Genomic DNA, 22,865 nt, shown 5'->3' with positions numbered 1-22,865 from the left:
TTGCGTGTGCGGCAAGGGATGATATCTAACCTTTGCTGATGGCGTACCGAATTCGAGGATTTCGTGTGAACCCAAAAGACGCGCGTGATTTGTCGACTGTCGGCACGATGCTTAAATCAGTGTTGTCACAGATGTTCGACCAGGCCCCGGGTTTCATGGCCTTGTTGCGCGAACCGGGCCACGTCTTCGACCTGACCAACGCGGCCTATCAGCGCCTCATCGGACAGCGCCAAGTCGTCGGAAAATCTGTTCGGGATGCTTTGCCGGAGCTCGAAGGGCAAGGTTTTTATAAACAGCTCGACCAAGTGTACAAGACTGGCGAACCTTACCGGGGCCGCGGGGTCAAGGTCCTCCTGAGAAACAAGGACGACGAACCGGTCGAAGAGCGCATCCTGGATTTCGTCTACCAGCCCATCAAGGCCGATGATGGCCGCATCACAGCCATCTTTGTCGAAGGCAACGACGTCAGCGAACTTTCCTTTGCCAACGCCGCCCTGCTGTTGCGCGAAGACCATTTGCGGTCGATCCTGGCAACGGTACCCGACGCAATGGTCGTGATAGATGAACAGGGCCACATTCAGTCTTTCAGCACCGCTGCCGAAACGTTGTTCGGTTTTCGGGCGAGCGAGGTCATCGGCCAGAATGTAAAAATGTTGATGCCGTCTCCCTATCGCGGCGAGCACGACGCCTATTTGCACCGTTATCTCGCGACAGGAGAGCGCCGGATCATTGGGCTCGGCCGCACCGTTACAGGTATGCGCAAGGACGGCTCAACCTTCCCGATGGAGCTCTCCGTCGGAGAGATGAACCCGGGCACCGGACGGTTCTTTACCGGCTTTTGCCGTGACTTGACTGAGCGTCACCGGGCGGAAGCGCGCATCCAGGAGCAGCAGATGGAGCTTCTTCATATGGCGCGCTTTACCGCTCTGGGAGAGATGGCCTCCACCTTGGCCCACGAGATCAACCAGCCGCTCACTGCCATCACCAATTACCTGAAAGGCAGCCGCAGACTGCTTGAAAAGAGCACGGAAGAGAATGCCCCGATGCTTCGCGACGCGGTCGAGAAGGCGGCGGAGCAGGCTCTTCGGGCTGGAGAAGTCATTCGCCACCTTCGCGACTTTGTGGCTAGGGGCGAAAGTGAGCGCCAGGTCGAACGGCTGCCCGCGTTGATCGACGAGGCCTCATCCCTGGCGCTCGTCGGCGCGAGGGAAATGGACCTGAAGGTCTCTTACAACCTTGACCCTGCCGCCGAACTCGTGCTCACCGATCGCATCCAGATCCAGCAGGTTCTGCTGAACCTGATGCGCAACGCGGTGGAAGCCATGCAAGGCGCGGAGAGACGCGAGTTGCAGATTATGACCGTCACGCGAGCAGATGGCATGGCCGAAGTGAGCGTGATCGATACGGGAACCGGTCTTTCGCCCGAGGTTTCCGCCCAGCTTTTCCAACCCTTTGTCACGACCAAGAAGCAAGGTATGGGTGTCGGGCTATCCATTTGCCGCACCATCGTCGAGTCGCACGGCGGTCACATCTGGGCCGAGCCAATGCCCTCTGGGGGAACAGCTTTTCGGTTCACCTTGCGGATTGTCGAAAAGGAAGAGGTCGCCAATGGCCGCCATTAATCTCGTGCATGTGGTCGACGATGACGTGGATGTCCGCAAGTCGCTCGGTTTCCTGTTGGCGACAGCGGATTTCGCGGTACGGCTGCACGAATCCGCCACGGCGTTCTTGTCTGCGGTCACGGACAATCTGGACGGCTGCATCGTATCCGATGTGCGCATGCCTGGCATCGATGGGATCGAGCTGTTGCGGGAACTCAAAACCCGCGGTTATAAACTTCCCGTCATCATTATGACGGGGCATGCCGATGTGGCGCTCGCTGTGCAGGCGATGAAGGAAGGCGCTGCCGATTTCATCGAAAAACCCTTCGACGACGAGGTGCTGATCGAGGCGATCCGCTCAGCGTTGGATAATCGCAGTCAGGTGAATGCGACCCATCCTCAATCTGCTGATATCCAACGACGTCTGTCGACCTTATCAGAACGCGAACGGCAGGTTCTCGAGGGGCTCTTATCAGGCATGCCGAACAAGACCATCGCCTATGATCTGGGCATCAGTCCGCGCACGGTTGAAATTCATCGCGCCAACGTCATGAGCAAAATGGGCGCCGGCAGTCTTTCGCATCTGGTGCGCATGGCTTTGATAATCGAATCGAAAAGCTAGGGTCGGCTTTCGCCCTGGTTCATAATCGTCCTGTCTGCTCGCGGCCAGTCACGCCAATGCGTCGGCCGGATTTCGACACGCACACCGCTGGTGGCATTCTGCCAGCCGCTAAGCGCCTTCTTGCACGGGAAGACAAGCGCGTGCTCGCCCTCTTCGTCCAAGACGGCCAGTTCAAGCTCGCGATCAAACGGAGCGCTTTGGATCGGCTTCCACATCTTCTTATGATCTGTGCGCTCGCCGACCGCTGCCTTGATCTGAATCATTTTTGCGAACTGCCGTCAGGCTCTTGTCACCACGTGCGTGGCTGAAGCGAAGCCTGTCACCGTCATCGGCTGGCTTCGATACGACAGCGCCGTGCGGCCAACACGATTTGATCCAACGCAATGCGCATATGGCGCAAAAAATGGACACTGGCCAGAAACCTTCAAGGAGCATTCGCGATGACGCATATGTCCCACACTTCCTTTGGCGGATTTAGCCACGCATCGCATCAGGCGGAGCATTGGGTCAAAGAACTCGCCAGGGATCTCAGTTGGAGCGAACCAAGTGCCTATCGCCTCATGCGATCCGTTCTGCACGGTTTGCGGGACTGGTTGCCGCCAGCAGAAATGGCCGACCTCTCGGCACAGTTGCCGGTTTTGGTCCGCGGCGTCTATTTTGACGGCTGGAAGCCGTCTGCGGCGCCTGCGGGCCAACGGAAGAAGCGTGACTTCATCACCGGTATCAGAGCCAGCTTTGGCTATGATGACGAGGTCGATTTCGACATCGCCATCAACGCCGTCTTCGCGCTACTCGAAAGCCACATCTCGCATGGCGAGATCGTCCAGGTGAGGAACTCGTTGAAGAAGTCCCTCCGTCAACTTTGGCCGGGAACTGGCCGATGTTCGGCCGATCAACAAAGGCAGGAGAATACAACGATGCTCGTTCGAACGCTTTCGGCCCTGGAGTGTACGAAGTTGCTGGCGACCAACCGGGTGGCCCATCTGGCTTGCGCGAAGGACGGAAAGCCCTACGTCGTTCCGATCTACTACGCGCATGCCGACAACCATCTCTATGCATTTTCCATGCCTGGAAGGAAGATCGACTACATGCGCGCGAACCCGCAGGTTTCCGTTCAAGTGGGCGAGCATGGCGAGGGAAGAAAATGGAAAAGCGTGATCGTCGAGGGTCATTTCGAAGAGCTGCCGGACCGCATCGGCCACAAGCTGGAGCGTGACCATGCGTGGGAAGTCTTGAGCAAGCACACTCACTGGTGGGAGCCTGGCGCGCTGAAGCCAGTCACACCACCGGTATCGGACAACGTACCTCACGTCTTCTTCAGGATAGTTGTGCAGGAAGTGTCCGGTCGGGAGGCCTTGGATTAATCACGGCGTCCTGCGAACGGGCAAATCGGAAAAGGGGCCGGCGCATGCGCCGGCCCTATCGATTCCCAATACCTCTAATGGGCCATCAGGATGGGGAGCTGAGGGTTTTCAAGCAATGACTTGGTGACGCCACCGAACATGCGCTCGCGCGCCCTCGAATGACCATAGGCACCGGCAACCAAAATATCGGCAGACCTGTCGATTGCGTGTTGGCTCAACACTTCTGCAATGGGAAGGCCAAGAGAAGGCAGGCGGTCGACCGTAACCCTCACACCGTTTCGGGAAAGGTAGGCAGCAACATCAGCACCTGGTTCCGCCCCCTGATCTTTTTCGACTGGATCAATCAACACCACATGCACTTCTTGCGCGCCCCTCAGCAATTCGAGTGATGCCCTGGCGGCGCGTGAAGCCTCGACCCCCGCGTCCCAGCCGATCAGGACCCGCTTGGGCCTCAAGGTGGGGGTTGAGCCTGCCGGCACAAGCAGCAATGGCGTACATGAAGAGAATAGAAGCCCTTCGAGGGCCTTCTCCCTCAAGGCTTGGCCGGCCAGCATAGCAGGGCCGAACACAGCCAGATCTGCATAACGGGCGCGCCGGCCGATCGCTTCGTTGGCCCACACATGTTCGGAAAACTCACTGGCAATGTCGATGGAGAGTGAGCTATCGCAAAGCAGCTTCGACACTGCCGCGGCCCTAGCCTGCAAGCGCTCGATATCGCGATCCCGCTCTTGTAGCCAGATATCGGAAACCACATCGACGCCCAAAAGTGGCAAGGAAGGGGCAAGGCCTGCAATAAGCACGGAAAGATGCGCGCCTATCTGCTCACAGAGGCCGGCGGCGAGCTTGATGTCGCTGTTCCCCAAGTCGGTTCCCGTGACGGCCAATATCGTTTTGAAAGGCATGATGGCCGCTCCCATTCGTTGTCGTCCAATCGTCGAGAACAACGGGTAGCGGAACGACGCGCTTCCTTCATTGCGATAAGTCAAGAACTTCGATCGACAGGCGCGACCCGTGCTGACGAGATTCACAATCGCTTGCTGGCCTCGAGTGGCAGCGCGGCCAAGGCGGATTAGGTAGTTCCCCGTAGGGACATAACCGAATTTCGCAGCAGAGGAATTCGCGCGATTGCTGTGTCACGGAGTAACCGGGGAACACAGCCATGCACGCCTACACCTCATCCCGAATCGCACTGCCTTCACAATCCGCTCAAGTCGGCGTGCCTGGGGCACTCGACGGCGCCGCACCGCAGCCGATCAGCTTTTATCCCGCGGGTTCGGAAATCTATGCCCAGGGCGAGAAGGCTGGCGCCTTCTACCAGATCGAATTCGGCGCGGTCCGTGTCTATCGCCTGCTTTCCGACGGTCGCAGGCAAATCAGCGCCTTCCATCTTGCCGGCGAGACGTTCGGTTTCGAGGCGGACTCGACGCATCATTTCTTCGCTGAAGCCATCAACGCGACGGGCGTCCGCGCTATTCGGCTTGCGGCTGATGCGGACGTATCACGTCAGTTGCTGCCGCTTGCCCTGAAGGGGCTGACGCGGGCACAGGAACACCTCCTCGTCCTTGGCCGCCAGACCGCCGTCGAGCGTGTCGCGGCATTCCTCTTGGATATGGCAGAGCGTCAAGGCGGCTTGGACCCGGTCGAACTGCCGATGTCGAGGTTGGACATTGGCGACTATCTTGGCCTCACGATCGAGACCGTATCGCGCGTGTTCACCAAATTGAAGGACAAGGGCATGATCCGGCTGCACGGCCTGCGCAACGTCGAGATCGTCAAACATGACACCCTGCGCAACATCAGCGAATGACGTCCGTCTCGGCCAATCTTTCGATTGCGTAGGTACGGCGCTGCCTTGATCGAAATCAAAGCGACGCCGGAAGCGTCGTCTCATTTGTTGCGCGGACCAGCCGAAGACTTGCAGCCAGGGGCGATTGATGAACTATCAGCGGTTTTTCGAGGAAGCGATCGATCAGCTCCATGCCGAGCGTCGCTACCGCGTCTTCGCCGACCTGGAGCGTATCGCGGGCAAGTTTCCGCGCGCCGTCTGGCGTTCCAACGGCCGCGCCGAGGAAATCACCGTCTGGTGCTCCAACGACTATCTCGGCATGGGCCAGCATCCTGACGTGATCGCCGCGTTCCAGAATGCGGCCGGCAAGATGGGTTCGGGCGCCGGTGGCACCCGCAACATCTCCGGCACGTCCAACCCGCTGGTCGAGCTCGAGCATGAGCTTGCCGACCTGCATGGCAAGGAGGCGGCACTCGTCTTCACCTCCGGTTTCGTCTCCAACGAAGCCTCGATCTCGACCATAGCGCGGCTTTTGCCCAATTGCCTGATCATCTCGGACGAACTGAACCATGCCTCGATGATCGAAGGCGTGCGGCGCTCGGGCGCCGAGAAAAAGATCTTCCGCCACAATGACGTCGCGCATCTGGAAAGCCTGCTGCAGACCGCGGGGCGCGAACGCGCCAAGCTGATCGTCTTCGAAAGCGTCTATTCGATGGATGGCGACATCGCGCCGATCAAGGAGATCGTCGAACTTGCCGAACGCTACAACGCCATGACCTATATCGACGAGGTCCACGCCGTCGGCATGTACGGACCGCGCGGCGGCGGCATCACCGAGCGCGAAGGCCTGGCCGACCGCATCGACATCATCGAAGGCACGCTGGCCAAGGCGTTCGGCACGCTGGGCGGCTACATTACCGGCACCAGCGCCGTCATCGACGCGGTGCGCTCCTACGCGCCGGGCTTCATCTTCACCACCGCGCTGCCGCCGGCGATCGCCGCGGCCGCCACCACCTCGATCCGTCACCTGAAGCGCTCGCAGGCCGAGCGCGACGCCCAGCAGCAGCAGGCGAGCCGAACCAAGCAGATCCTGTCGGCGGCCGGTCTGCCGGTGATGGAATCGCCGACACATATCGTGCCGGTGCTGGTTGGCGATCCTGAACTCTGCAAGATGGCGAGCGACCGCCTGCTCGGCGTCCACGGCATCTACATCCAGCCGATCAACTACCCGACGGTGCCACGCGGTACCGAACGGCTGCGCATCACGCCGACGCCGTTCCATTCCGATGCGCTGATCGCCGAACTGCAGGACGCGCTGGTCGAAACCTGGGACGCGCTCGGCATCCCCTACGGTTCGGCGGGACGGCCTTCAGTGGCCAAGAGCGACCGTATCATTCCACTGCTGGTGCAGCAGTCAGGCGGCTGAGGATCCGCTGTCGATGCCTGTCAGCACGAGAATGCGCTGGCCAAAGGCGCACTCGGAGCTTGACGTGCATCAAGGTCAAGATTGTTTGGCAATGAGATGATTTCTGATGTTCAAAGCTCTTTTGAATCACCGCGACGATAGCCGAGACCAGAAAATTGCGCTCCAGCGATCTTCCGGTGTTCGCCTCCCAGTCACAGCCGAGCGTCTGCTCCTGCCCTGTGGTCCAGAAACACTACTCACCGCCAGAGCATTCGCCACACCGGGTTTGCGTTCAAACCTGATGTTGCAGGCAGCACGGACAGCGCTGCGGCTTTCGTTCAGCGCCTTGGTGACCCTGTTCGTGAGCCAATTGTTGGCCAAGAGTGTGAGCCTGTACCTTTTGAGCGCCGTCGTCGCTGTTCTTGCACTCGACATGATCGACATGCGAATGCCGTTCACGCATGGCCATTCGCGGATGGTTGCGGAGCTGGCCGAGGGCGCGGGGACGGCGGTCGGGCTGCCTATTCCTGACATCCGAGCGCTGCGCTGGTCGGGCTGCATCCATGACATCGGCGAACTCGTGGTGCCGGTAGCGACCTGGATGCGGAACGGTCCACTGTCGGTGCGCGAACGCGACGCGGCACAACTGCACGCCTAGCGGGCGCTCTTACCGGCCGGACCCTTGAGGGCTGGAACGGGGCCGACAGCGGACTTACCGCTTCCAGCGATTAGAGAATCCATGCAGCCACCTCAGAGTGTCGTATCAGGCATACCGTACAGAAGAATGACGGCGTGAGAGCCGGCATTGCGCGCCGGCTCCCTCAGTCGGAAGCTAATCAATAATTGCCATTGTAATACCGGTCGTCGCAGGGCGCGATATAGATGCGGCCGTAGCGATCCTGGTAGCGGCATTGCTGATCTTCGCGGCGTTGCGGGGTGGTGGCCGAGCCAACGACGGCGCCGAGCAAGGCGCCGCTGGCGGCGCCGATCACGGTGCTCTTGGTGTTGCCGCCGATCGCCTGGCCAAGCAGCGCGCCGCCAGCGCCGCCGACGAGCGCGCCGGTGGTGGCCCGTTGCTGGCCCTCGGTCTGCGTTTCGCAGCCGGCAAGGGCTGCGATGATAAGCACTGCCAGGATGGCCTTCTTGATGATCATCACGAGAACTCCTCTGAAGCCCCGGGAACTGACAATAGACTGAAAACAGGGGCGCTTTCGCCCAGGTGCTGGCGCATTGCGGCGGAACGGCGGCGTGACTTCTCACGAAGTGAATCAAGGTTTCTCGACCGTGAAGACCGTGGTGTCCGAATCGCAAAGATGCGCGGGCGTTACCGGCCGATCTTCAATGGGACTGTAATTGTGGTGAGAGCGCCCTGATCGCCACGGGCAAGCACTTGCTCGATCGATGACGGCTCCGGTAGGCCTCGCCATGTTGAACGAGCCCTTCGACTGGAAAGCAAGCGCCTCCTCGGTTACGACCGCCTCGTCCAGGCTACTGGCCGCTGTGACAACGCCAGGAAAGTCAGGGAACGACACACCGATATCCCCGCTTCTTGTGAATCAGGGCGATATAGTTGCGCACAGCTACATCTCGTATTGTCGGCGGCTCGCATTCGACACAAACTGGATAGGTTTCCCTAACCAAATCGCAGGCGGCGCGGCCCTCTACTATGGACGCGAGTACCATGGCGCGAGGCGATGGACAAAGCAGCAGCGGCCCAGTTCCCTGAAAGGCGCATCGTGCGCGCGGCTCAGTATCTGCGCATGTCGAAAGAGCACCAGATCTACTCGATCGACAACCAGAAAGATGCCATCCGCAACTATGCTGACATCATGGGATACGACATCGTTGCCACTTACGAGGACGCCGGTCGGAGCGGTCTCAGCCTGGGCGGTCGCCCCGGCCTTCAGCAAATGCTGGCCGATGTGGAGAGTGGGCGTGCCGACTTCGAAACCATCGTAGTCTATGATGTCAGTCGCTGGGGACGCTTCCAGAACATAGATGAAAGCGCGTCCTACGAGTATCGTTGCCACATGGCTGGCGTGCGGATCGAATTCTGCGCCGAGCAGTTCTTGAACGACGGCAGCATCGGATCCGATGTCCTTAAGGCCATCAAACGAAGCATGGCGGCCGAGCACAGTCGCATGCTGTCGCAAAAGACATTCATAGGCCAAGCAAGGCTGATCCGGCTGGGGTTCCGACAGGGTGGTAAGCCTGGACTCGGCTTAAGACGCCAGGTGATCGACCATTCAGGACGTCCCAAACTCATTCTCTCCGAACACGAGCAAAAGAGCGTGCACACAGACAGAACGATCCTGGTGCCCGGACCGCCTAAAGAGGTTGCAACGGTTCGCTGGATCTTTCGTCAGTTCGTCAAAAAACACCTGACAGAGCTTGAGTTGGCAAGGCTGCTGAACAAGCGCGGCGTGCTGACGGACCTTGGTCGACCATGGAAGCGGGAAACTGTGCGCGGAGTTCTGACCAACGAAAAATACATTGGCACAAATGTCTGGAACAGGCGCTCTCGCAAGCTAAAAGCAAAGGCAGTAAGCAACCCTGCTGAACAGTGGGTTCGAGCGGAAGGCGTATTTGAGCCCATTGTTGACCGAAATCTGTTCGATCGGGCGCAAATCATTCACAGAGCGCTATATGCGCATCTGAGGGTGACCAACGAAGAGATGCTTGCTGCACTGAAAAAGGTCCTGGCGCGCGAAGGCGCCTTGTCTAGTTCCATCATCAACGCTGCGGCGGATTGCCCCGCAGCTAGCCAATATCATTATCGCTTTGGGAGCGTCCTGAAGGCCTACGAGTTGGTTGGATATCAGCCGCCAAAGAACTGGCAGTTTATTACCTCGAAAGAGCGATTGGCGTCGGTGCGCGCGCAAGCAATAGGGGACCTGCTGGACGCGATCGAAAGGATTGGCGGAAAGGCGACTTACGACACACAGAACGACCTCTTGCGGATCAACGACGAGTTCACTGTTGCGATCGAAATCGCACGTTGCCGCGCTTCCGACCACGGGTATGCCTTCTGGTCTATGGACACTCAGCGTCAGTCGGTGGCCGACATTTTCACCTTGATCAGAATGAGCCCTGGTGACCTGGTCATTCGCGATTACCTGATTGCTCCTGCGTCCAAAATCGTGGGCAGACCAGCCTTGCTCGCTAATAATGGAGCACAGCTGGATACCTACCTGTTTCCCTCCCTATCCCAATCCCCCTTACCCGTTGTCGATGAAATCTGAAAGAAGCGCTCCTTTTCCCGAAGAGCGCCGCAGCATCCATTGCAACGAACATCAGATTGTTCTGAATGCGCTTTTGCGGTGCGATTCCGAATGCGCCAGCCAGGCCATGCTGGCGCATCTGAGAACCGTCGAGCGCAATCTGCTCGGACGGTAGCAATCAGGATCGAGAAGCGCGCGTGGCTCCTCTCGATCCCAAACATCACTCGCCGCGCATCGTCGCCTGGAAGGTTGGCAGGTGCTTCTTCTGCGCTTCCAGCATGCGCTCCCGGTAGACGCCGTAAATGACGTCGGTGTCGTGCAGCGTCACGCCAGCGATGGTCGGCGAGGCGAAGACCGGGAGTTCGATGCCGCGCTTGGCGAGCTGCTCGGCCGTGCGGGCGATCAGCTCATGCGCCAGGATCATGGCAAGCACCGTCGACGAGCCCGACACCGGACGGCTCCAGCCCTCGACCGGCACGATCGCATCCTCGATCGGGGAGCAGGTGTCGATGACGAGGTCAGCCACATCGGCCAGGCGCTTGCCCGACGAATGCGTCGCCGGCTTGTCGAGATTGTTTTTGCTGGTCACCGCGACGACGAAGATGCCGCGCTTCCTCGCGTAGAGCGCGGTATCGATGCCCGACGAGTTACGGCCGCTGTGGCCGAAGATGATGATCGAGTCACCCTTGTTCAGCGGCTGGTGGTCGAGGAATTTCTCGGCGTATTTCTCGGTCCGCTCCAGCCACAACAGCTCGCGCACGCCGCCGGCGCCGAGCACATTGTGCCACATTACCCTTGGGTCGGTCAGCGGGTTGAAGCCGACATAGCTGCCGTAGCGCGGAAACACTTCTTGCACCGGCAGCACCGAATGGCCAGAACCATAGAGATGCACCAGCCCGCCGCCTTGGAGCGAATCGGCGAAGCGGCTGGCGACCTCGCCGAAGGCCTCCTCATTGGCTTTTGCCGCCTGGTCGATGAGCGCGGTGAGACGATGAATGTAGAGATCGGACACGTGGGTACTCCTGTTTAAGTGTCGGCTTGGGATGGATCAACTTCTTGAGGTTGACGGGACACGCCCGGCGCGCAGCGTCGAGCGGATTTCGTAGCGGTCGCCCCGCATGATCGAGACAGTGAATTCGAACGAGCCGCGCTCATCCGTGGTGATGCGCTCGACGACGAAAGCGGGACTGCCTGCGGGCAGGTCAAGCAACTCGGCATCGCCCGCGCCTACCGCGCCTACGCGATAGATTTCGCGTGCTGCCACCGGCACGATGCCGTAATGGCGCTCCAGCGCCTCATAGAGCGATCCCTGCAGCAGGCCGGCATCGAGGAAGCCCGGCACGCGCGCGGCCGTCAGCTGTGCTGTCTGGATGCCGATCGGTTCGCTGTTGCCGAGTCTAAGCCTGCGAATGCGCACCACGGGGTCACCCTCCTCGATCTCCAATGCGCCGGCAGCGGCGGCATTGGCCGTCGTCAGGCTGCAGTCGAGCAGGCGCGAGCCGGCGACCACGCCCATATTGCGCATTTCCTGGGTGAAGCTGGTCAACGCGCGCGTGCCGGCAACGAGCGTGGTGGATCGAACGAAGGTGCCACGGCCGTGTTCGCGTCGGAGCAGCCCACCTTCCTCCAGATTGCGCAGAGCGTGACGCAGTGTGATGCGGCTGACGCCAAACAGCGCGCAGAGCCTGTCCTCGGCCGGGATCTGGTCGCCCGTCGCCCATTCGCCGCTCGTGACAATGGCGCGGATCGCTTCCTCGACCTGGTACCAGAGCGGCTCCGGCTTTCTGCGATCCGGTTGCTGAAAGCTCGCTTCGCTCATCGCACCTGCCTCCACCTTTCCCCCAAACCGCCGGCGAGCGCCGCGCCGACAAGGCCGGCATCCGAGCCGAACTGGCCAGGCTCGATCGCGATGCCGCGCAGATGCGACGGCAACTGGCGACGCAGGGACGCGAGCAGCGGCGGCCGCATCACGTTGAGCGCTTCCGCCAGTCCGCCCGATATCAGCACCGCCTGCGGATCAAGCAGCGCCACGGCACCGGCAAGCGCGGTGCCGAGCTGGCGCGCCGGCACTTCAAGCAGGGTCCGCGCCGCCAGTTCGCCTGCCTGGGCAGCGGCAATCAGCTGGCGCCCGTTGGCCAGCCCGATCTGGCCGGCAAGCGCGTCGAGCGCGCGGCCGGAGGCGACGCGCTCCAGCCAGCCACTGCGCTCGCCGCCATGGTCTTTGATGTCAGCGCAGGCCCAACCGAACGAGCAGGCGCCGGCATGCGCGCCGGCAACGATACGGCCATTGGCAAGCACCGCCGAACCGATGCCGGTACCAATAGCCAGCAGGATCGCGTCCGACATGGCCTTGGCGCTGCCTTCGACGGCTTCCGCCAGCAGCGCGATCTGCGCATCATTGCCAAGCCCAATGCGCAGCTTCGGGAACAAGGTCTGGAGGTCGACGCCGTCGAGAAAGGGCAGGTTCGGAATCCAGCGGCAAACCGAGCCCTCGGCGAGGCCCGGCACGGCAATGCCGAGCGCCTCGACCGATCCGGTGTCGGCGCACAACGCGTGGATGCGAGCAACGAAGGCATCCAGACTTGGCGGCGCCGGCTCACGGCTAAGCACCCTCAATGCGCTGATGTCGCCGGTATGGATGGCGGCCCGCAGATTGGTGCCGCCGAGGTCGATGGCCAGCACGCGCCTCATCGGCCGCGCCCTCCGCTGGCTGGCGGCGCGAACAAGCCGATGCCGGCATTCCACGAATGCGATGCCGCCGCGAACGCCTGCGCATGGCGTGTCCCACGCAGACAACCGCGCAGCCGATAGAGCGCGCTGTAATAGTCGACATAGGGAAAGCTGCTCAGGCCGCGTGCCAGCTCGTACTCCTTGACCGCCTCGCTCCAGGCCTCGAAGCCGTCGCTGACATCGACCAGATGCTCGGGCCGGAAGCTGTCATCGTCCTCCCAGTTCTCGCCGAACAAGAGCAATTGCGGCGTATGCGCCGCATGATCACTCGCGACAGTCGGCAGCGCTGCGAAAAAGATGCCGGTCTGCGTCAGATGCGCGGCGGCGCGATGATCCTTGTGCCAGCTGCCGTGCCAATGGGTGATGACGATCTCAGGTTTCAGCTCGCGAATGACGTCGCACACCTCAAGCGCCGTCTGGTCGTCTGAAGGCAGGAAGGCGTCGCGAAGGCCAAGGCTGCGCACCTTGACCCCAAGTCGTGCCGCCGCCCTGCCCGCCTCCTCTTCCTTCTGAGCGCAATAGTGCTCGGGGATGAGGCAAGGATGACCCTGTTCGCCCATGGTCAGATGCAGGAAGGTCACCGAAGCACCGCGCTTGACGGCGGCCGCCGCTAGCGGACCGGCGATCACCTCGGCATCGAAGGCGTGCGCGCCGACCACGAGCATGGAGTTAGCGGCGTAAATCCTGTCCTCGATCATTTCATGCCTCCCCCGGCGCCGACGCCTTCGCGAATCTGGCGGGCGAGCAGACAATACATGATCAAAATTGGGGCCATGGAGATCGCCAGCGAGGCGAAGACCAGGCCCCAATCGGTGCGGAACTGGCCGACGAAAACGCTTATCGCCAGCGGCACGGTTTTGTAGCGGTCGTCGAAGATGAAGATTAGCGGGAAGAAGAAGTCGTTCCACACGGCAATCGCGGTGAAGATGGCGACGATCGAAACGGCGGGCTTCACCATCGGCAGGATGACCTGGAACAGGATGCGGACCTCGCCGGCGCCATCCATGCGGGCCGCCTCGTCGAGTTCAGAGGGCAGCACGCGCATGAAATTGGCGAAGATGAAGACGGCGAAGGGAATGCGGATCGCCGAATAGACGAGAATCAGCCCGGTCAGAGAATCGAGCAGACCGAGATTGCGCATCAGCGTGAACAGCTCGACCGAGGCGAGCCGGATCGGCAGCATGATGCCCGACAGGAACAGGCCGAGCATGACGGCATTCCAGCCGAGCTTGTAGCGGCTGAGCGGATAGGCGGCCATCGCCGAGACGACAATGGTGAGGATGACCGCGCCGCCGGTAACGATCAGGCTGTTGACGAAATTCTGGCCGAGATTGGCCCGCGTCCAGGCGTTGACGAAATTGTCGAAGGCCCAGCTCTTCGGCAGTCCGAGCCGATTGTCGTAGATCTCGGCCGTGGTCTTGAAGCAGGAGACGACGAGGATGTAGAGCGGCAGCAACACGGCCGCCGTCCACACGACCAGCACGGTCCAGCCCGGCAACCGCGCAACCTGCCGCGAGAGGACTGGCCGACGTGAAATGACCAGCGCGCTCATAGCTGCACCGTGCGGCGGTCAAAGAAGCGCAGCATCATAAGCGTGCCGGTGCTGAGGATCAGGAACAGCATGGTGCCCAGCGCCAGTGCCAAGCCAATATCGGTGATGCCCACGGCGCCTTCCGCGCCGAAGGCCAGCCGGTAGAAATAGGTCACCAGCGTGTCGGTCGAATAGCTCGGATTGCCCTGCACGCCCTGCATCACATAGACCATGTCGAACTGGTTGAAGGTGTTGATGAACGACAAGGTCGTCAGCGTGCCGAGCGCTGGCATCAGCAGCGGCAGCGCGATCGAGAACAGCATGCGCGCATTGCTAGCGCCGTCGAGCTTCGCCGCCTCGAAGATCTGGCTGGAAATCTGCCTGAGACCGGCCGTGTAGATGAGCACCGGCAGGCCCATCCAGTTCCAGGTGTCGACGGCGATCAGCATCCCGAGCGCCGTGTGGCTGTTGCCGAGTACCGTGAGGCTGCCCTGGTGCAGACCAAGCCCATTCAGCGCCCATTCGACGACGCCACCCGGCGCGAGGAGCAGACGCCACAGTGCGCCGACGATGACCGGGCTCAGCACCGCCGGGAAGAAGAAGACCGACTGGAAGAAGGCGGCGCCCTTGTCGCGCAGGAACAGCAGCCAGGCGAACAAGAGCCCGATGCCGTTCTGGAAGACCATGATGCCGAAGAACCAGGCGGTGTTGTGCCACAGCGCCCCGTAGACCCGCGCGCCGCTTGGAAAAACGAACAGCCGCGAAAAATTGGACAGGCCGGCGAACTCGACCGTGCGCAGCCCCTTCCAGAGGAAGAAGCTGCCCCACAGCGACATTGCTAGGGGATAGAGGACGAACAGCGCATAGACCGCCAGCGCCGGCAGGATGAAAAGCACGGCCATGCGCTCTTGCGTGCGGCCAAGGCTGCTTTTGCGGCGGAGGATGGTCATACGTTGTTCTGTCCGGTAGGGGCCGGCCGCTGTGCGACCGCCCCGGCTCCTTACTGCTTCGGCTTGAACCAGGTGGCGACGGCGGCCTGCATATCGGCCGCCAGCTTCTCCGGCGTGATGTTGCCTTCGACCATGTCGATGATCTCGGACTGCAAGACGGAAGAGGCGGTCGGCGACTGCCAGCGGAAACCGACCAGCGTCAGGTAGGGCGTTGAGTTCTTCGACATCGCCATCATCTCGGCCAACACTGGGTCCTTCACGGTCACATCCGTGCGGGCCGGCGGCCAGCCGAGTTCGTCGGCGAACATCTGCGCGAATTCGGCCGAGGCCATGAAGTCCAGAACCTTGAGAGCAGCTTCCTTGTTGGCGCTTTCGGAGACAAGGCCATAGGAGCCGTCGGAGAAGGCCGAGGTGTAGAGTTTTGCCCCGGCATCGTCGGCAGGGAACGGGAAGATCGAGAATTTCAGCTTGGGATTCTGCGCCTTGAAGCTGCCGTTCTCGAACGAACCGCCGAGGAACATCGCCGCCTTGCCGCCGATAAACTGCTGCGTGGCAGTGGTGTAGTCGATGCCGGCGAAGCCATCGGGGAAATAGGGTTTCAGCTCAGCGAAGCGCTTCAGCGCCGCGACATAGCGCGGGTCCTCGAAGGTGGCCTTACCGGCCATCATCTCGTCGTAGAAGCCCGGGCCGTAGACGGTCGGGCCGACCACACCGACGCCGATCTCCAGCTCCCAGGCGGAGCCGTTGGCGCCGCCGGTGGCGATCGGGGTGATGCCGGCCGCCTTTAGCTTCTCGCAGGCGGCGGCGAAATCCTTGTAGGTTTTGGGGATTTCGATCCCTTGGGCGGCAAAGATGTCTTGGTTGTAGAAGACGCCCATCATCGGCACCGAATAGGGTACGCCGTAGAGCTTGCCGTCGGCGCGGCCACGGGCGCCGCCAAGGGCCGCGTCCGGCATGTTCTTCAAATCGGGCACGCTGTCGTCGAGGACGTCGAGATAGCCGGCATCGACGAAGGGCTGCAATTCGCCATAGGCCTTGAGCTGGGCGATGTCAGGCCCGCGGCCGCCGCGCAGCGCCGTGCTCAGCCGGTTCTGGTAGTCGGCATCAGGCGTGAACTGGATGTTGACCGTGATGCCAGGGTTCTTGGCCTCGAAGGCATCGAAAATGCGGCGCATCGCGGCCTCGTCCTCGGTGCGCCAGCTCCACAGCGTCACCGTGCTATCGGCCTTTGCCGGGAGGGTCGTGAAGATGCCGGCGCCGGCGGCGGCAAGGCCGCCGATCAGTCCAAGCGCGGCGCGTCGGTGAATTGAAAGCATGCTCATTGCCAGTCTCCCATTGTTCTCTTTCTTTGGCGTCTCGCGGCGTTTCTATGTCACGAGAGAGTCATTGGCTCGGGAAAGTCATTATAATGACATAGCGGCGTTCGCAAGAGGTCTGGTGCGCCCTGGATACGAAGATGGCGCGGCTGACTCATCCGCGACACCGGTTAGTGCGTTGTTTACATGGGAAAATATCGTGACGAAAAGGCAGTGCAACTAAAATGCGGCAATCCGGCTTGCCGCTTTTTCACCAGCAAGCCCTTGCGCCGTCACCTTAACTTGTCATAACGTCATCGTGATCGGTGGGCCTTGAGGAGGATGAGGATGTCGTTTGCCTGGACTTCGAAACTGGCACTTGTCGCGAGCCTGACCATGCTGTCCGCGACTGCCTGGGCGCAGTCGGTCAACATCTCCTACCTAACGCATTGGTCGCCAGAGACGGTCGCCTTGCTGGAGGCAGCCGCGAAGGATTATGCGAAGGCAAATCCTGACGTCAGCGTCAGCGTGCGCGCCGTTCCGTTCGGCGATTTGCTGACCACGCTGCGCTCGCAGGGCGGCGGCGCGGATGGTCCAACGATCGGCGGCATTTACGATCTGTGGCTGCCCGAACTCGCGCGCGACAAGCTTGTCGCGCCTGCTCCCGATGCGATGGCCAGCGAGGTTAAGGCCTCATGGCCGGCCGGCATTGCCAGTGCGGCATCGGTCGGCGGCAAGCTCTATGGCATCCCCAACGAGATCGACGTCTACGCGCTGAATTACAACAAGGCGCTGTTTAAGCAGGCCGGCATCGCGGCAGCACCCAAGACATGGGACCAGCTCAAGGATGCGGCCAAGAAGCTGACCAACAAGGATGCCGGCCAGCAAGGTTTCGGCATGATCAATTCCTGGGCGGCCGGCGTCGTCCATCCCTTCGCCTCGCTGCTGGTCTCCAATGGCGGCGAACTGGTCAAGGATGGGAAACCGGTGCTGGACAGCCCGCAAGCCGCCGAGACTTTTCAGCTCTACGAGGACTTGATCAAGTCCGGCGTCAGCGTGCCGGCGATGGCCACGGCCGACGCCAACACCACCGGCCCCTTCCTGGATAATTTCGTCTCCGGCAAGACCGGCATGATCATCATGGCCAACTGGTGGGAGAGCGCGCTGAAGACCGGCATGGGCGACAAGTTCGCTGACATTGCCACCGCGCCGATCCCCGTGGGCCCGAGCGGCGACAAGCCGCATTCGATCTCCTATTCCTGGATGACCGTTGTCAACGCCAATGCAGATGCTGTCGAGCAGAAGGCGGCGTGGGACTTTCTCGCCTGGTTGAACAATCCGAAGTCTGGCAAGGACGGCGCCTCGGCGATGTCCGGCATCTTGATGTCCATGGGCATTCTGCCCTCGCGCACCTCCGACATCGAGGCGCAGAAGGACAAGCTCGGCTCGGAGTTCCTCTCCGGTTATGTCAGCGTGCTCGCCGATGCAAAACCCTTCCCGGTGGTGCCGGGCGGCCAGGAATTTTCAGAATCCCTGCAGCAGACACTCGAGGCGTTGCAGTATGGCCAGGTCTCGGCCAAGGATGCGCAGACGACGGCGCAGGCCGACGCCACCTCGATCCTGGAGCGCGCCGCCAAATAATGATTCAGAGGTACCGTGCCTCGGCGGGCATCATGCTGGCGCCCGCCGTGACGCTGATCGGCATCTTCATCCTGTTGCCGATGCTGCTCACCGCCTGGCTGTCATGCCAGGACTGGTCGACGCAGACGCCGTTTTCCAGCGCCAGCTTCATCGGCCTCGACAATTTCCGTGAGATCTTCGGGCAGACCTCGGTCGGACGCGATTTCAAGGGCGCGCTGGTCAACACGTCGATCTACACCGTTCTCTCCGTCGTCCTTATCCTACCGCTGTCGGTGGCCTTCGGCCTGATGGTCTACCAGCATGACGTGCCCGGCGGCACGGCGCTGCGGACGGTGCTGTTTTCCACCTACATGGTTCCGATGATCGCGGTGGCGCTGGTCTGGTCGAAGCTCTATTCGCCGAGCGAAGGGCCGCTCAACCAGATGCTCGGCCTGATCGGCATCGGCCCGCAGCCGTGGCTTTCGTCGCCACGCTCGGCGCTGGTCTCGATCGTCTTCCTCAACGTCTGGCAACAGGTCGGCTATTTCACCGTGCTGGCCATTGCCGGGCTGACGCAGATTCCCGGCAGCCTCTACGAAGCGGCAAAGCTCGACGGCGCCAACCGGTACGAACAGTTTCGCTTCATCACACTGCCCCTGATGCGACGCACACTTCTGTTCAGCGCAGTCATCGCCATCATCAATGCGGTGCAAGTGTTCGAGCCTGTGGCGCTGATCACGCAAGGAGGGCCGGTGGGCTCGACAAATGTCTTGACCTACCACATCCGCCGCGTCGGCATCGAGCGCGCACAGGGCGGGCTGGGCTCGGCCATGGCCGTCATGCTGATGCTGTCGCTGATCGTCGTGGTCTGCGCGCTGTTTGCTCTTGCCAACCGGAAGGACGACGAATGAGCCCGATTGGGTTTTCGGGATCGTCGAGCCGATTGTCGCGAAAGCGCCCGACCGGCGGCAACGCACTGCTGGCGACGCTGATGCTGCTGGTGGCCGTGGCGTCGGCCTTCCCGCTGGTGTGGATGGTGTTGTCGAGCCTAAAGACGCCGGCCGAGAGCATGCAGGTGCCACCGGTGTGGATACCCCATACGCCGAGCCTGGACGCCTATGAGAAGGTCTCTGGCGTGGTCAATGTCGGCCGCTCGATGTGGAACTCTCTGGTCATCGCCTCGATCACCACCGTCGGCATCCTCGTCACCAGCATGATGGCCGGCTATGCTTTCGCAAAATACCACTTCCCTGGCCGCTCGCTTTTGTTTTCGGTGCTGATCGCCACCATGTTCCTGCCGCCGATCGTGACGTTGATCCCGCTCTACCGCCTGGTCGGCTCGATCGGCCTAAATGCCAGCTTGGCCGGCATCATCGTGCCCAACCTCGCCAATGCGTTCGGCATCTTCCTGATGCGCCAGTTCATATCAGGCGTGCCCGACGAGTTGATCGACGCCGCGCGCATGGACGGCGCCTCGGAGCTGCTGATCCTCTACAAGATCGTCGCGCCCAGTGTCGCCCCGGCGATCGCGGCGCTCGCTTTGTTCGCCTTCGTCTATCACTGGAACAGTTATCTGTGGCCACTGACCGTGCTGCAGGGCAATGCCGACGCCTACCCGATCGTCATCAGCCTCAGCCGACTACTCAGCTACAACAGAGGCGCGGTCAACACTGGGCTGGTGATGGCTGGCGCGACGCTCGCCGTGCTGCCGCCGCTCATTCTGTTCGTCTTTCTGCAGCGCTTCTTCGTCGATTCCATCGTCGGCTCGGCGATCAAGGGGTAGCTGCGCTCAACAAGCCAAGCCGACATAGTTCTTGGCCTGCGTGGAGGCGGCGCGCAAGAGCACAAGGTAGTCGAGCTCGGCCTGCTTTTGTTGTGTCCGGATTTGCAGGGCAATTGTCGCCCAGCGACTAAGCCGATATACGCCGGAGCTGTGTGATCTGGTCGTCCAGCGTTCGGTAACCTGCAATGAGACCGGTGGTCCATATCGCCAGGTCGCCCAGCGCAGGACTGGTCTGCGCTGCTATGAGATTCCTGTGTGCGGCTTCGCCACGCAGGCCCGCGAGCGAAATGACCAGTGATTTGGTCGGGTCGAAACCGTTGATGTCGACCCCGATGAGGGCATCAGGTTGAATGGGTAATTGAAGGACATCCCGGGGTTCTTGGTAATCTGGTTCAAATAGATTTTATTGATTGCGGGGACAGGATTTTGAGCCCGTCAAGCCCGCTTGCGAAGTCCGGTAAACAGACGAACTCGGTTGCAGCGCTGTATTGGCGGTAGCCCTCTCCCGACTCGAACCCCCGATCTCGAGCGAACGTCTCCGATGGTCAAGTTCGTCCCGCAGTGCGACCCGGACTTCCCAATCTCACTAATATGCGCGCGGAATTCGCCTGGAGGAGCATGATAAAATTGGTTGCGGGACGCGGAACCATCTATGTCGCGTTTGCTACCTCAATATGAACCTGACTCAGCGCCGATCGCGCAAGCCAGCTCTGCGAGTTTTGCGTCGAACCGACCGGCGGCGCCGACATCCGGAATGTCGTGGCGTCGCCGGTCTAACGCCCGATGTCGAGGAGGCATCGTATTTTGGGAACACAGAGCCTTCGACGTAGGCGCATCTAAAAAATTTCGGAATCATGACGCTGCAATGCTCGCCCGGCATGCGTGAGGTCGAACCCCTGACCAGTAAGCACCAGCCGCATCGAGAACCATCTGGCGGGCGACGCCGCAGCTTCCTATTCCACCTCCCCAGCTCCCTGCCAGCGCCGTACGATGCCGGCGTCGAGATCGAAAAGGTCAAGCACACGGCCGACGGTATGGTCGACCATGTCGCCAAGGGTTTGCGGTCTAGTATAGAATGCAGGAACCGGCGGATATATGATGCCACCCATCTCTGTGACCTGCGCCATGTTGCGGATGTGGCCGAGATGCAGCGGCGTCTCGCGCAGCATGAGAACGAGGCGGCGGCGCTCCTTCAAGACAACGTCGGCGGCGCGGGATAGGAGGTTATCCGTCGTGCCGGTTGCAATCTCCGCCAGTGTTTTAACCGAGCAGGGCGCTACGATCATGCCGAGCGTCTTGTAGGAGCCGGATGAGCAGACGGCGCCGATGTCCTTGTTGGAATGAGTGGTCGTAGCGAGCGCCTCAAGGTCCTGCTTCGTAAAATCCGCCTCGGCCGCAAGTGTGATGCAGGCGGCCCGTGACATGATCAGATGCGTCTCGATTTCGAGATCGCGCAGCACTTCGAGTATCCGCTTTCCGTAGACCACTCCGGAAGCTCCCGAAATGCCGACAATCATGCGTCTTGGCTGCGCCGTCATGCCCTATCCCACGCTTTTGAGGAGCGCCGCGGCACGGGCCGAGGCCTCATCGCTGATCCGGGCGCGAACGCCATGGAAGTTCGGTCCGCGCGTCGCATCGAGGCCCATGCGGGAGGTCGTGCCGATGCCGCTCGCCGACGGGTCGAGCGCATTGCCGGGCAGCCCCTCGATGATGACGACGTCCTTGTGCGGCTGGAAATGAGTGGCCAGCGCCCAGAGTACTTCGCTGTCGCGGATGATGTCGACATCCGCGTCCACGACGACGACGGTCTTGAGGTACTGGTCCCAGCCGAGCAGACCGAGCATGACCTGCCGCGCCTCGCCCTCGCGCATCTGGTTCATCGCGACATAGGCATGGAAATGGGTACCCGACGACGGATAATGCACGGCGGTGATCGACGGGAATCGGGCCTTCAATTTCTCAACCACCTCCGCCTCGCGCGGTACGCGGCCAAGGTTGAGATGTTCAGCTGAGTTGCCGCCCGCGACGCTGACGAGGATGGCATCGCGTCGGCGCATCACAGTTTCGACCGTGAAGAGGTTGTTGGTCGAACGGTCGGAGGAATAGCCTGTAAATTCGCCGAACGGCCCCTCCTCAACATGAGCCTCGGGGTCCAACACACCTTCCAGCACGATCTCGGCATGGGCGGGAACGCGGATGCCGTATTTCGGCGTGAGCACGACCTGCAAAGGTTCGCGCATCAGCCCGCCAGCAACGTCGCGCTCGTCCTCGCCGAAGGCAAGGCGGGCGGAGGCGGCGAGCATGAAAAGGGGATGGCCGCCGATCACCATCGCGACCGGCATGGGCTTGCCCTTCTCTTTCGCCATGTTCATCAGGCGCCACAGATGGCCGCGTGAATGCAGGGATGTGGCCAGCGAATTCTTCGAATGGATCATCGCCCGGTGATAGCTGAGGTTGCCGGCTCCGGTTTCCGGATGCTCGCCGACGATGATGCCGCTGGTGATGTATTTGGCGCGGTCGGTTTCGAAGTGTTTCAGCATGGGCAGGGTGTGGAGATCGACGGCATCGCCGGAAATGATCTCCTCGGTGATCGGTCCACTGTCGAGAAGCTCCTGCGCGAACGGTCGGTTGGCGCGGGCCTGATAGGCCTCGTGCAGGGTTTCGGCAGTCGCGCCGAGAAGACGGGCGATGCGGCCACGCGAGGCAAAGATGTTGCAGAGCACCTGGCTATCGATGCCATTGACGTTGGTGAGGTGCAACATCGGGTGCTGCCCCCTGCCCGCCAGATTCCAGATCAGCGCGGTCGCGTCCTGATCGTCCGAGACCGGACGGTCAATGGTGATGACATCCTCCGAATGCCTTTCCCGATAGTCGGCCAGGAAGCTGCGGACGTCTTGCTTATGGTGCTGCGTCATATCTTGCTCTCGACGTTGCTGACGATAGGGCGGCGCCTCGAA

General features: G+C 61.2%; 22 protein-coding genes and 1 pseudogene. 11 read left to right on the top strand and 12 right to left on the bottom strand.

Translation table 11 applies throughout. The features are described from left to right. Positions 1-107 precede the first annotated feature (107 nt). Positions 108-1,622: a PAS domain-containing sensor histidine kinase gene (locus tag MESAU_RS12280; protein ID WP_245263003.1), complete on the top strand. Its 1,515-nt coding sequence runs from the start codon at positions 108-110 to the stop codon at positions 1,620-1,622. Next, positions 1,609-2,223 (top strand): response regulator FixJ, encoded by a 615-nt coding sequence (fixJ, locus tag MESAU_RS12275; protein ID WP_015316355.1) that lies wholly within the window; start codon positions 1,609-1,611, stop codon positions 2,221-2,223. Before MESAU_RS12280 ends, fixJ begins: the two co-directional genes overlap by 14 nt. Here the strand turns inward: fixJ and MESAU_RS12270 are convergent. Then, positions 2,220-2,486 carry a hypothetical protein gene (locus tag MESAU_RS12270; RefSeq protein WP_015316354.1) on the bottom strand — a complete coding sequence of 89 codons (267 nt, stop codon included), beginning with the start codon at positions 2,484-2,486 and terminating at the stop codon, positions 2,220-2,222. The two genes, fixJ and MESAU_RS12270, sit on opposite strands and share 4 nt — an antisense overlap. A gap of 120 nt (positions 2,487-2,606) precedes the next feature. Here MESAU_RS12270 and MESAU_RS12265 point away from each other — a divergent pair. Further along, positions 2,607-3,074, top strand: a pseudogene (locus tag MESAU_RS12265) (DUF2267 domain-containing protein); the annotation flags it as partial. Positions 3,075-3,140: 66 nt separating this feature from the next. After that, positions 3,141-3,587 (top strand): pyridoxamine 5'-phosphate oxidase family protein, encoded by a 447-nt coding sequence (locus MESAU_RS12260; RefSeq protein WP_041163704.1) that lies wholly within the window; start codon positions 3,141-3,143, stop codon positions 3,585-3,587. A gap of 74 nt (positions 3,588-3,661) precedes the next feature. Here MESAU_RS12260 and MESAU_RS12255 read toward each other — a convergent pair whose 3' ends face one another. Beyond that, positions 3,662-4,615 (bottom strand): universal stress protein, encoded by a 954-nt coding sequence (locus tag MESAU_RS12255; protein ID WP_342447700.1) that lies wholly within the window; start codon positions 4,613-4,615, stop codon positions 3,662-3,664. A gap of 131 nt (positions 4,616-4,746) precedes the next feature. On the opposite strand from MESAU_RS12255, the gene MESAU_RS12250 reads away from it, so the two are divergent. The 3 genes from MESAU_RS12250 to MESAU_RS12240 all read left to right on the top strand — a co-directional run bounded on the left by MESAU_RS12250 (position 4,747) and on the right by MESAU_RS12240 (position 7,436). Continuing rightward, entirely contained in the window at positions 4,747-5,394 is a 648-nt protein-coding gene (locus MESAU_RS12250; RefSeq protein ID WP_015316351.1) for a helix-turn-helix domain-containing protein, read from the top strand. 127 nt (positions 5,395-5,521) lie between these two features. After that, positions 5,522-6,799, top strand: a complete 1,278-nt coding sequence (gene hemA, locus MESAU_RS12245; protein WP_015316350.1) for a 5-aminolevulinate synthase — start codon at positions 5,522-5,524, stop codon at positions 6,797-6,799. 106 nt (positions 6,800-6,905) lie between these two features. Next, positions 6,906-7,436, top strand: coding sequence for an HD-GYP domain-containing protein (locus MESAU_RS12240; protein ID WP_015316349.1), 531 nt, complete (start codon positions 6,906-6,908; stop codon positions 7,434-7,436). Between the two features lie 178 nt (positions 7,437-7,614). Here the strand turns inward: MESAU_RS12240 and MESAU_RS12235 are convergent, their stop codons facing one another. Then, positions 7,615-7,932 carry a YMGG-like glycine zipper-containing protein gene (locus MESAU_RS12235; protein ID WP_015316348.1) on the bottom strand — a complete coding sequence of 106 codons (318 nt, stop codon included), beginning with the start codon at positions 7,930-7,932 and terminating at the stop codon, positions 7,615-7,617. Positions 7,933-8,472: 540 nt separating this feature from the next. Between MESAU_RS12235 and MESAU_RS12230 the strand changes: the two genes are divergently transcribed. Further along, a complete protein-coding gene (locus tag MESAU_RS12230; RefSeq protein ID WP_015316347.1) occupies positions 8,473-10,020 on the top strand; it encodes a recombinase family protein in 1,548 nt (515 codons plus the stop codon). Positions 10,021-10,219: 199 nt separating this feature from the next. On the opposite strand, the gene MESAU_RS12225 is transcribed toward MESAU_RS12230, so the two are convergent. The 7 genes from MESAU_RS12225 to MESAU_RS12195 are packed head-to-tail and all read right to left on the bottom strand — an operon-like array spanning position 10,220 to position 16,532. After that, positions 10,220-11,011, bottom strand: coding sequence for a sugar isomerase domain-containing protein (locus tag MESAU_RS12225; protein ID WP_015316346.1), 792 nt, complete (start codon positions 11,009-11,011; stop codon positions 10,220-10,222). 36 nt (positions 11,012-11,047) lie between these two features. Then, complete coding sequence (locus MESAU_RS12220; RefSeq protein WP_015316345.1) at positions 11,048-11,818, bottom strand: GntR family transcriptional regulator; 771 nt, start codon at positions 11,816-11,818, stop codon at positions 11,048-11,050. Continuing rightward, positions 11,815-12,690 (bottom strand): ROK family protein, encoded by an 876-nt coding sequence (locus MESAU_RS12215; RefSeq protein WP_015316344.1) that lies wholly within the window; start codon positions 12,688-12,690, stop codon positions 11,815-11,817. Before MESAU_RS12215 ends, MESAU_RS12220 begins: the two co-directional genes overlap by 4 nt. Beyond that, positions 12,687-13,427, bottom strand: a complete 741-nt coding sequence (locus MESAU_RS12210) for a PIG-L deacetylase family protein (RefSeq protein ID WP_015316343.1) — start codon at positions 13,425-13,427, stop codon at positions 12,687-12,689. The genes MESAU_RS12215 and MESAU_RS12210 overlap by 4 nt, the downstream gene beginning before the upstream one ends. After that, positions 13,424-14,281 carry a carbohydrate ABC transporter permease gene (locus tag MESAU_RS12205; protein ID WP_015316342.1) on the bottom strand — a complete coding sequence of 286 codons (858 nt, stop codon included), beginning with the start codon at positions 14,279-14,281 and terminating at the stop codon, positions 13,424-13,426. The genes MESAU_RS12210 and MESAU_RS12205 overlap by 4 nt, the downstream gene beginning before the upstream one ends. Then, complete coding sequence (locus tag MESAU_RS12200) at positions 14,278-15,210, bottom strand: carbohydrate ABC transporter permease (RefSeq protein ID WP_015316341.1); 933 nt, start codon at positions 15,208-15,210, stop codon at positions 14,278-14,280. The genes MESAU_RS12205 and MESAU_RS12200 overlap by 4 nt, the downstream gene beginning before the upstream one ends. A 50-nt stretch (positions 15,211-15,260) precedes the next feature. Then, a complete protein-coding gene (locus MESAU_RS12195; RefSeq protein WP_015316340.1) occupies positions 15,261-16,532 on the bottom strand; it encodes an extracellular solute-binding protein in 1,272 nt (423 codons plus the stop codon). 321 nt (positions 16,533-16,853) lie between these two features. On the opposite strand from MESAU_RS12195, the gene MESAU_RS12190 reads away from it, so the two are divergent. Genes MESAU_RS12190 through MESAU_RS12180 form a run of 3 tightly spaced genes read left to right on the top strand, consistent with a single transcriptional unit; the run spans position 16,854 to position 19,908 of the window. Next, complete coding sequence (locus MESAU_RS12190; RefSeq protein ID WP_015316339.1) at positions 16,854-18,146, top strand: ABC transporter substrate-binding protein; 1,293 nt, start codon at positions 16,854-16,856, stop codon at positions 18,144-18,146. Further along, positions 18,146-19,036 carry a carbohydrate ABC transporter permease gene (locus MESAU_RS12185; protein WP_015316338.1) on the top strand — a complete coding sequence of 297 codons (891 nt, stop codon included), beginning with the start codon at positions 18,146-18,148 and terminating at the stop codon, positions 19,034-19,036. The genes MESAU_RS12190 and MESAU_RS12185 overlap by 1 nt, the downstream gene beginning before the upstream one ends. After that, positions 19,033-19,908 carry a carbohydrate ABC transporter permease gene (locus tag MESAU_RS12180; RefSeq protein ID WP_015316337.1) on the top strand — a complete coding sequence of 292 codons (876 nt, stop codon included), beginning with the start codon at positions 19,033-19,035 and terminating at the stop codon, positions 19,906-19,908. The genes MESAU_RS12185 and MESAU_RS12180 overlap by 4 nt, the downstream gene beginning before the upstream one ends. A 953-nt stretch (positions 19,909-20,861) precedes the next feature. Here the strand turns inward: MESAU_RS12180 and MESAU_RS12175 are convergent. Together MESAU_RS12175 and MESAU_RS12170 are read right to left on the bottom strand one after the other, a co-directional pair. After that, positions 20,862-21,446 (bottom strand): UbiX family flavin prenyltransferase, encoded by a 585-nt coding sequence (locus MESAU_RS12175; protein ID WP_015316336.1) that lies wholly within the window; start codon positions 21,444-21,446, stop codon positions 20,862-20,864. A gap of 3 nt (positions 21,447-21,449) precedes the next feature. Next, positions 21,450-22,823, bottom strand: a complete 1,374-nt coding sequence (locus MESAU_RS12170; protein WP_041163703.1) for a UbiD family decarboxylase — start codon at positions 22,821-22,823, stop codon at positions 21,450-21,452. Positions 22,824-22,865: the final 42 nt, after the last annotated feature.

Origin of the sequence: Mesorhizobium australicum WSM2073, assembly GCF_000230995.2 — a bacterium.
In the GTDB taxonomy this organism is placed as follows: domain Bacteria; phylum Pseudomonadota; class Alphaproteobacteria; order Rhizobiales; family Rhizobiaceae; genus Mesorhizobium; species Mesorhizobium australicum.
This window is presented reverse-complemented; position numbering and strand designations above follow the sequence as displayed.

Excerpts from the sequence above, each read along its gene's own strand:
- MESAU_RS12280 (WP_245263003.1), top strand. The coding sequence starts at position 108 with ATGCTTAAATCAGTGTTGTCACAGATGTTCGACCAGGCCCCGGGTTTC.
- fixJ (WP_015316355.1), top strand. The coding sequence starts at position 1,609 with ATGGCCGCCATTAATCTCGTGCATGTGGTCGACGATGACGTGGATGTC.
- MESAU_RS12270 (WP_015316354.1), bottom strand. The coding sequence starts at position 2,486 with ATGATTCAGATCAAGGCAGCGGTCGGCGAGCGCACAGATCATAAGAAG.
- MESAU_RS12260 (WP_041163704.1), top strand. The coding sequence starts at position 3,141 with ATGCTCGTTCGAACGCTTTCGGCCCTGGAGTGTACGAAGTTGCTGGCG.
- MESAU_RS12250 (WP_015316351.1), top strand. The coding sequence starts at position 4,747 with ATGCACGCCTACACCTCATCCCGAATCGCACTGCCTTCACAATCCGCT.
- hemA (WP_015316350.1), top strand. The coding sequence starts at position 5,522 with ATGAACTATCAGCGGTTTTTCGAGGAAGCGATCGATCAGCTCCATGCC.
- MESAU_RS12240 (WP_015316349.1), top strand. The coding sequence starts at position 6,906 with ATGTTCAAAGCTCTTTTGAATCACCGCGACGATAGCCGAGACCAGAAA.
- MESAU_RS12235 (WP_015316348.1), bottom strand. The coding sequence starts at position 7,932 with ATGATCATCAAGAAGGCCATCCTGGCAGTGCTTATCATCGCAGCCCTT.
- MESAU_RS12230 (WP_015316347.1), top strand. The coding sequence starts at position 8,473 with ATGGACAAAGCAGCAGCGGCCCAGTTCCCTGAAAGGCGCATCGTGCGC.
- MESAU_RS12220 (WP_015316345.1), bottom strand. The coding sequence starts at position 11,818 with ATGAGCGAAGCGAGCTTTCAGCAACCGGATCGCAGAAAGCCGGAGCCG.
- MESAU_RS12215 (WP_015316344.1), bottom strand. The coding sequence starts at position 12,690 with ATGAGGCGCGTGCTGGCCATCGACCTCGGCGGCACCAATCTGCGGGCC.
- MESAU_RS12210 (WP_015316343.1), bottom strand. The coding sequence starts at position 13,427 with ATGATCGAGGACAGGATTTACGCCGCTAACTCCATGCTCGTGGTCGGC.
- MESAU_RS12205 (WP_015316342.1), bottom strand. The coding sequence starts at position 14,281 with ATGAGCGCGCTGGTCATTTCACGTCGGCCAGTCCTCTCGCGGCAGGTT.
- MESAU_RS12200 (WP_015316341.1), bottom strand. The coding sequence starts at position 15,210 with ATGACCATCCTCCGCCGCAAAAGCAGCCTTGGCCGCACGCAAGAGCGC.
- MESAU_RS12195 (WP_015316340.1), bottom strand. The coding sequence starts at position 16,532 with ATGAGCATGCTTTCAATTCACCGACGCGCCGCGCTTGGACTGATCGGC.
- MESAU_RS12190 (WP_015316339.1), top strand. The coding sequence starts at position 16,854 with ATGTCGTTTGCCTGGACTTCGAAACTGGCACTTGTCGCGAGCCTGACC.
- MESAU_RS12185 (WP_015316338.1), top strand. The coding sequence starts at position 18,146 with ATGATTCAGAGGTACCGTGCCTCGGCGGGCATCATGCTGGCGCCCGCC.
- MESAU_RS12180 (WP_015316337.1), top strand. The coding sequence starts at position 19,033 with ATGAGCCCGATTGGGTTTTCGGGATCGTCGAGCCGATTGTCGCGAAAG.
- MESAU_RS12175 (WP_015316336.1), bottom strand. The coding sequence starts at position 21,446 with ATGACGGCGCAGCCAAGACGCATGATTGTCGGCATTTCGGGAGCTTCC.
- MESAU_RS12170 (WP_041163703.1), bottom strand. The coding sequence starts at position 22,823 with ATGACGCAGCACCATAAGCAAGACGTCCGCAGCTTCCTGGCCGACTAT.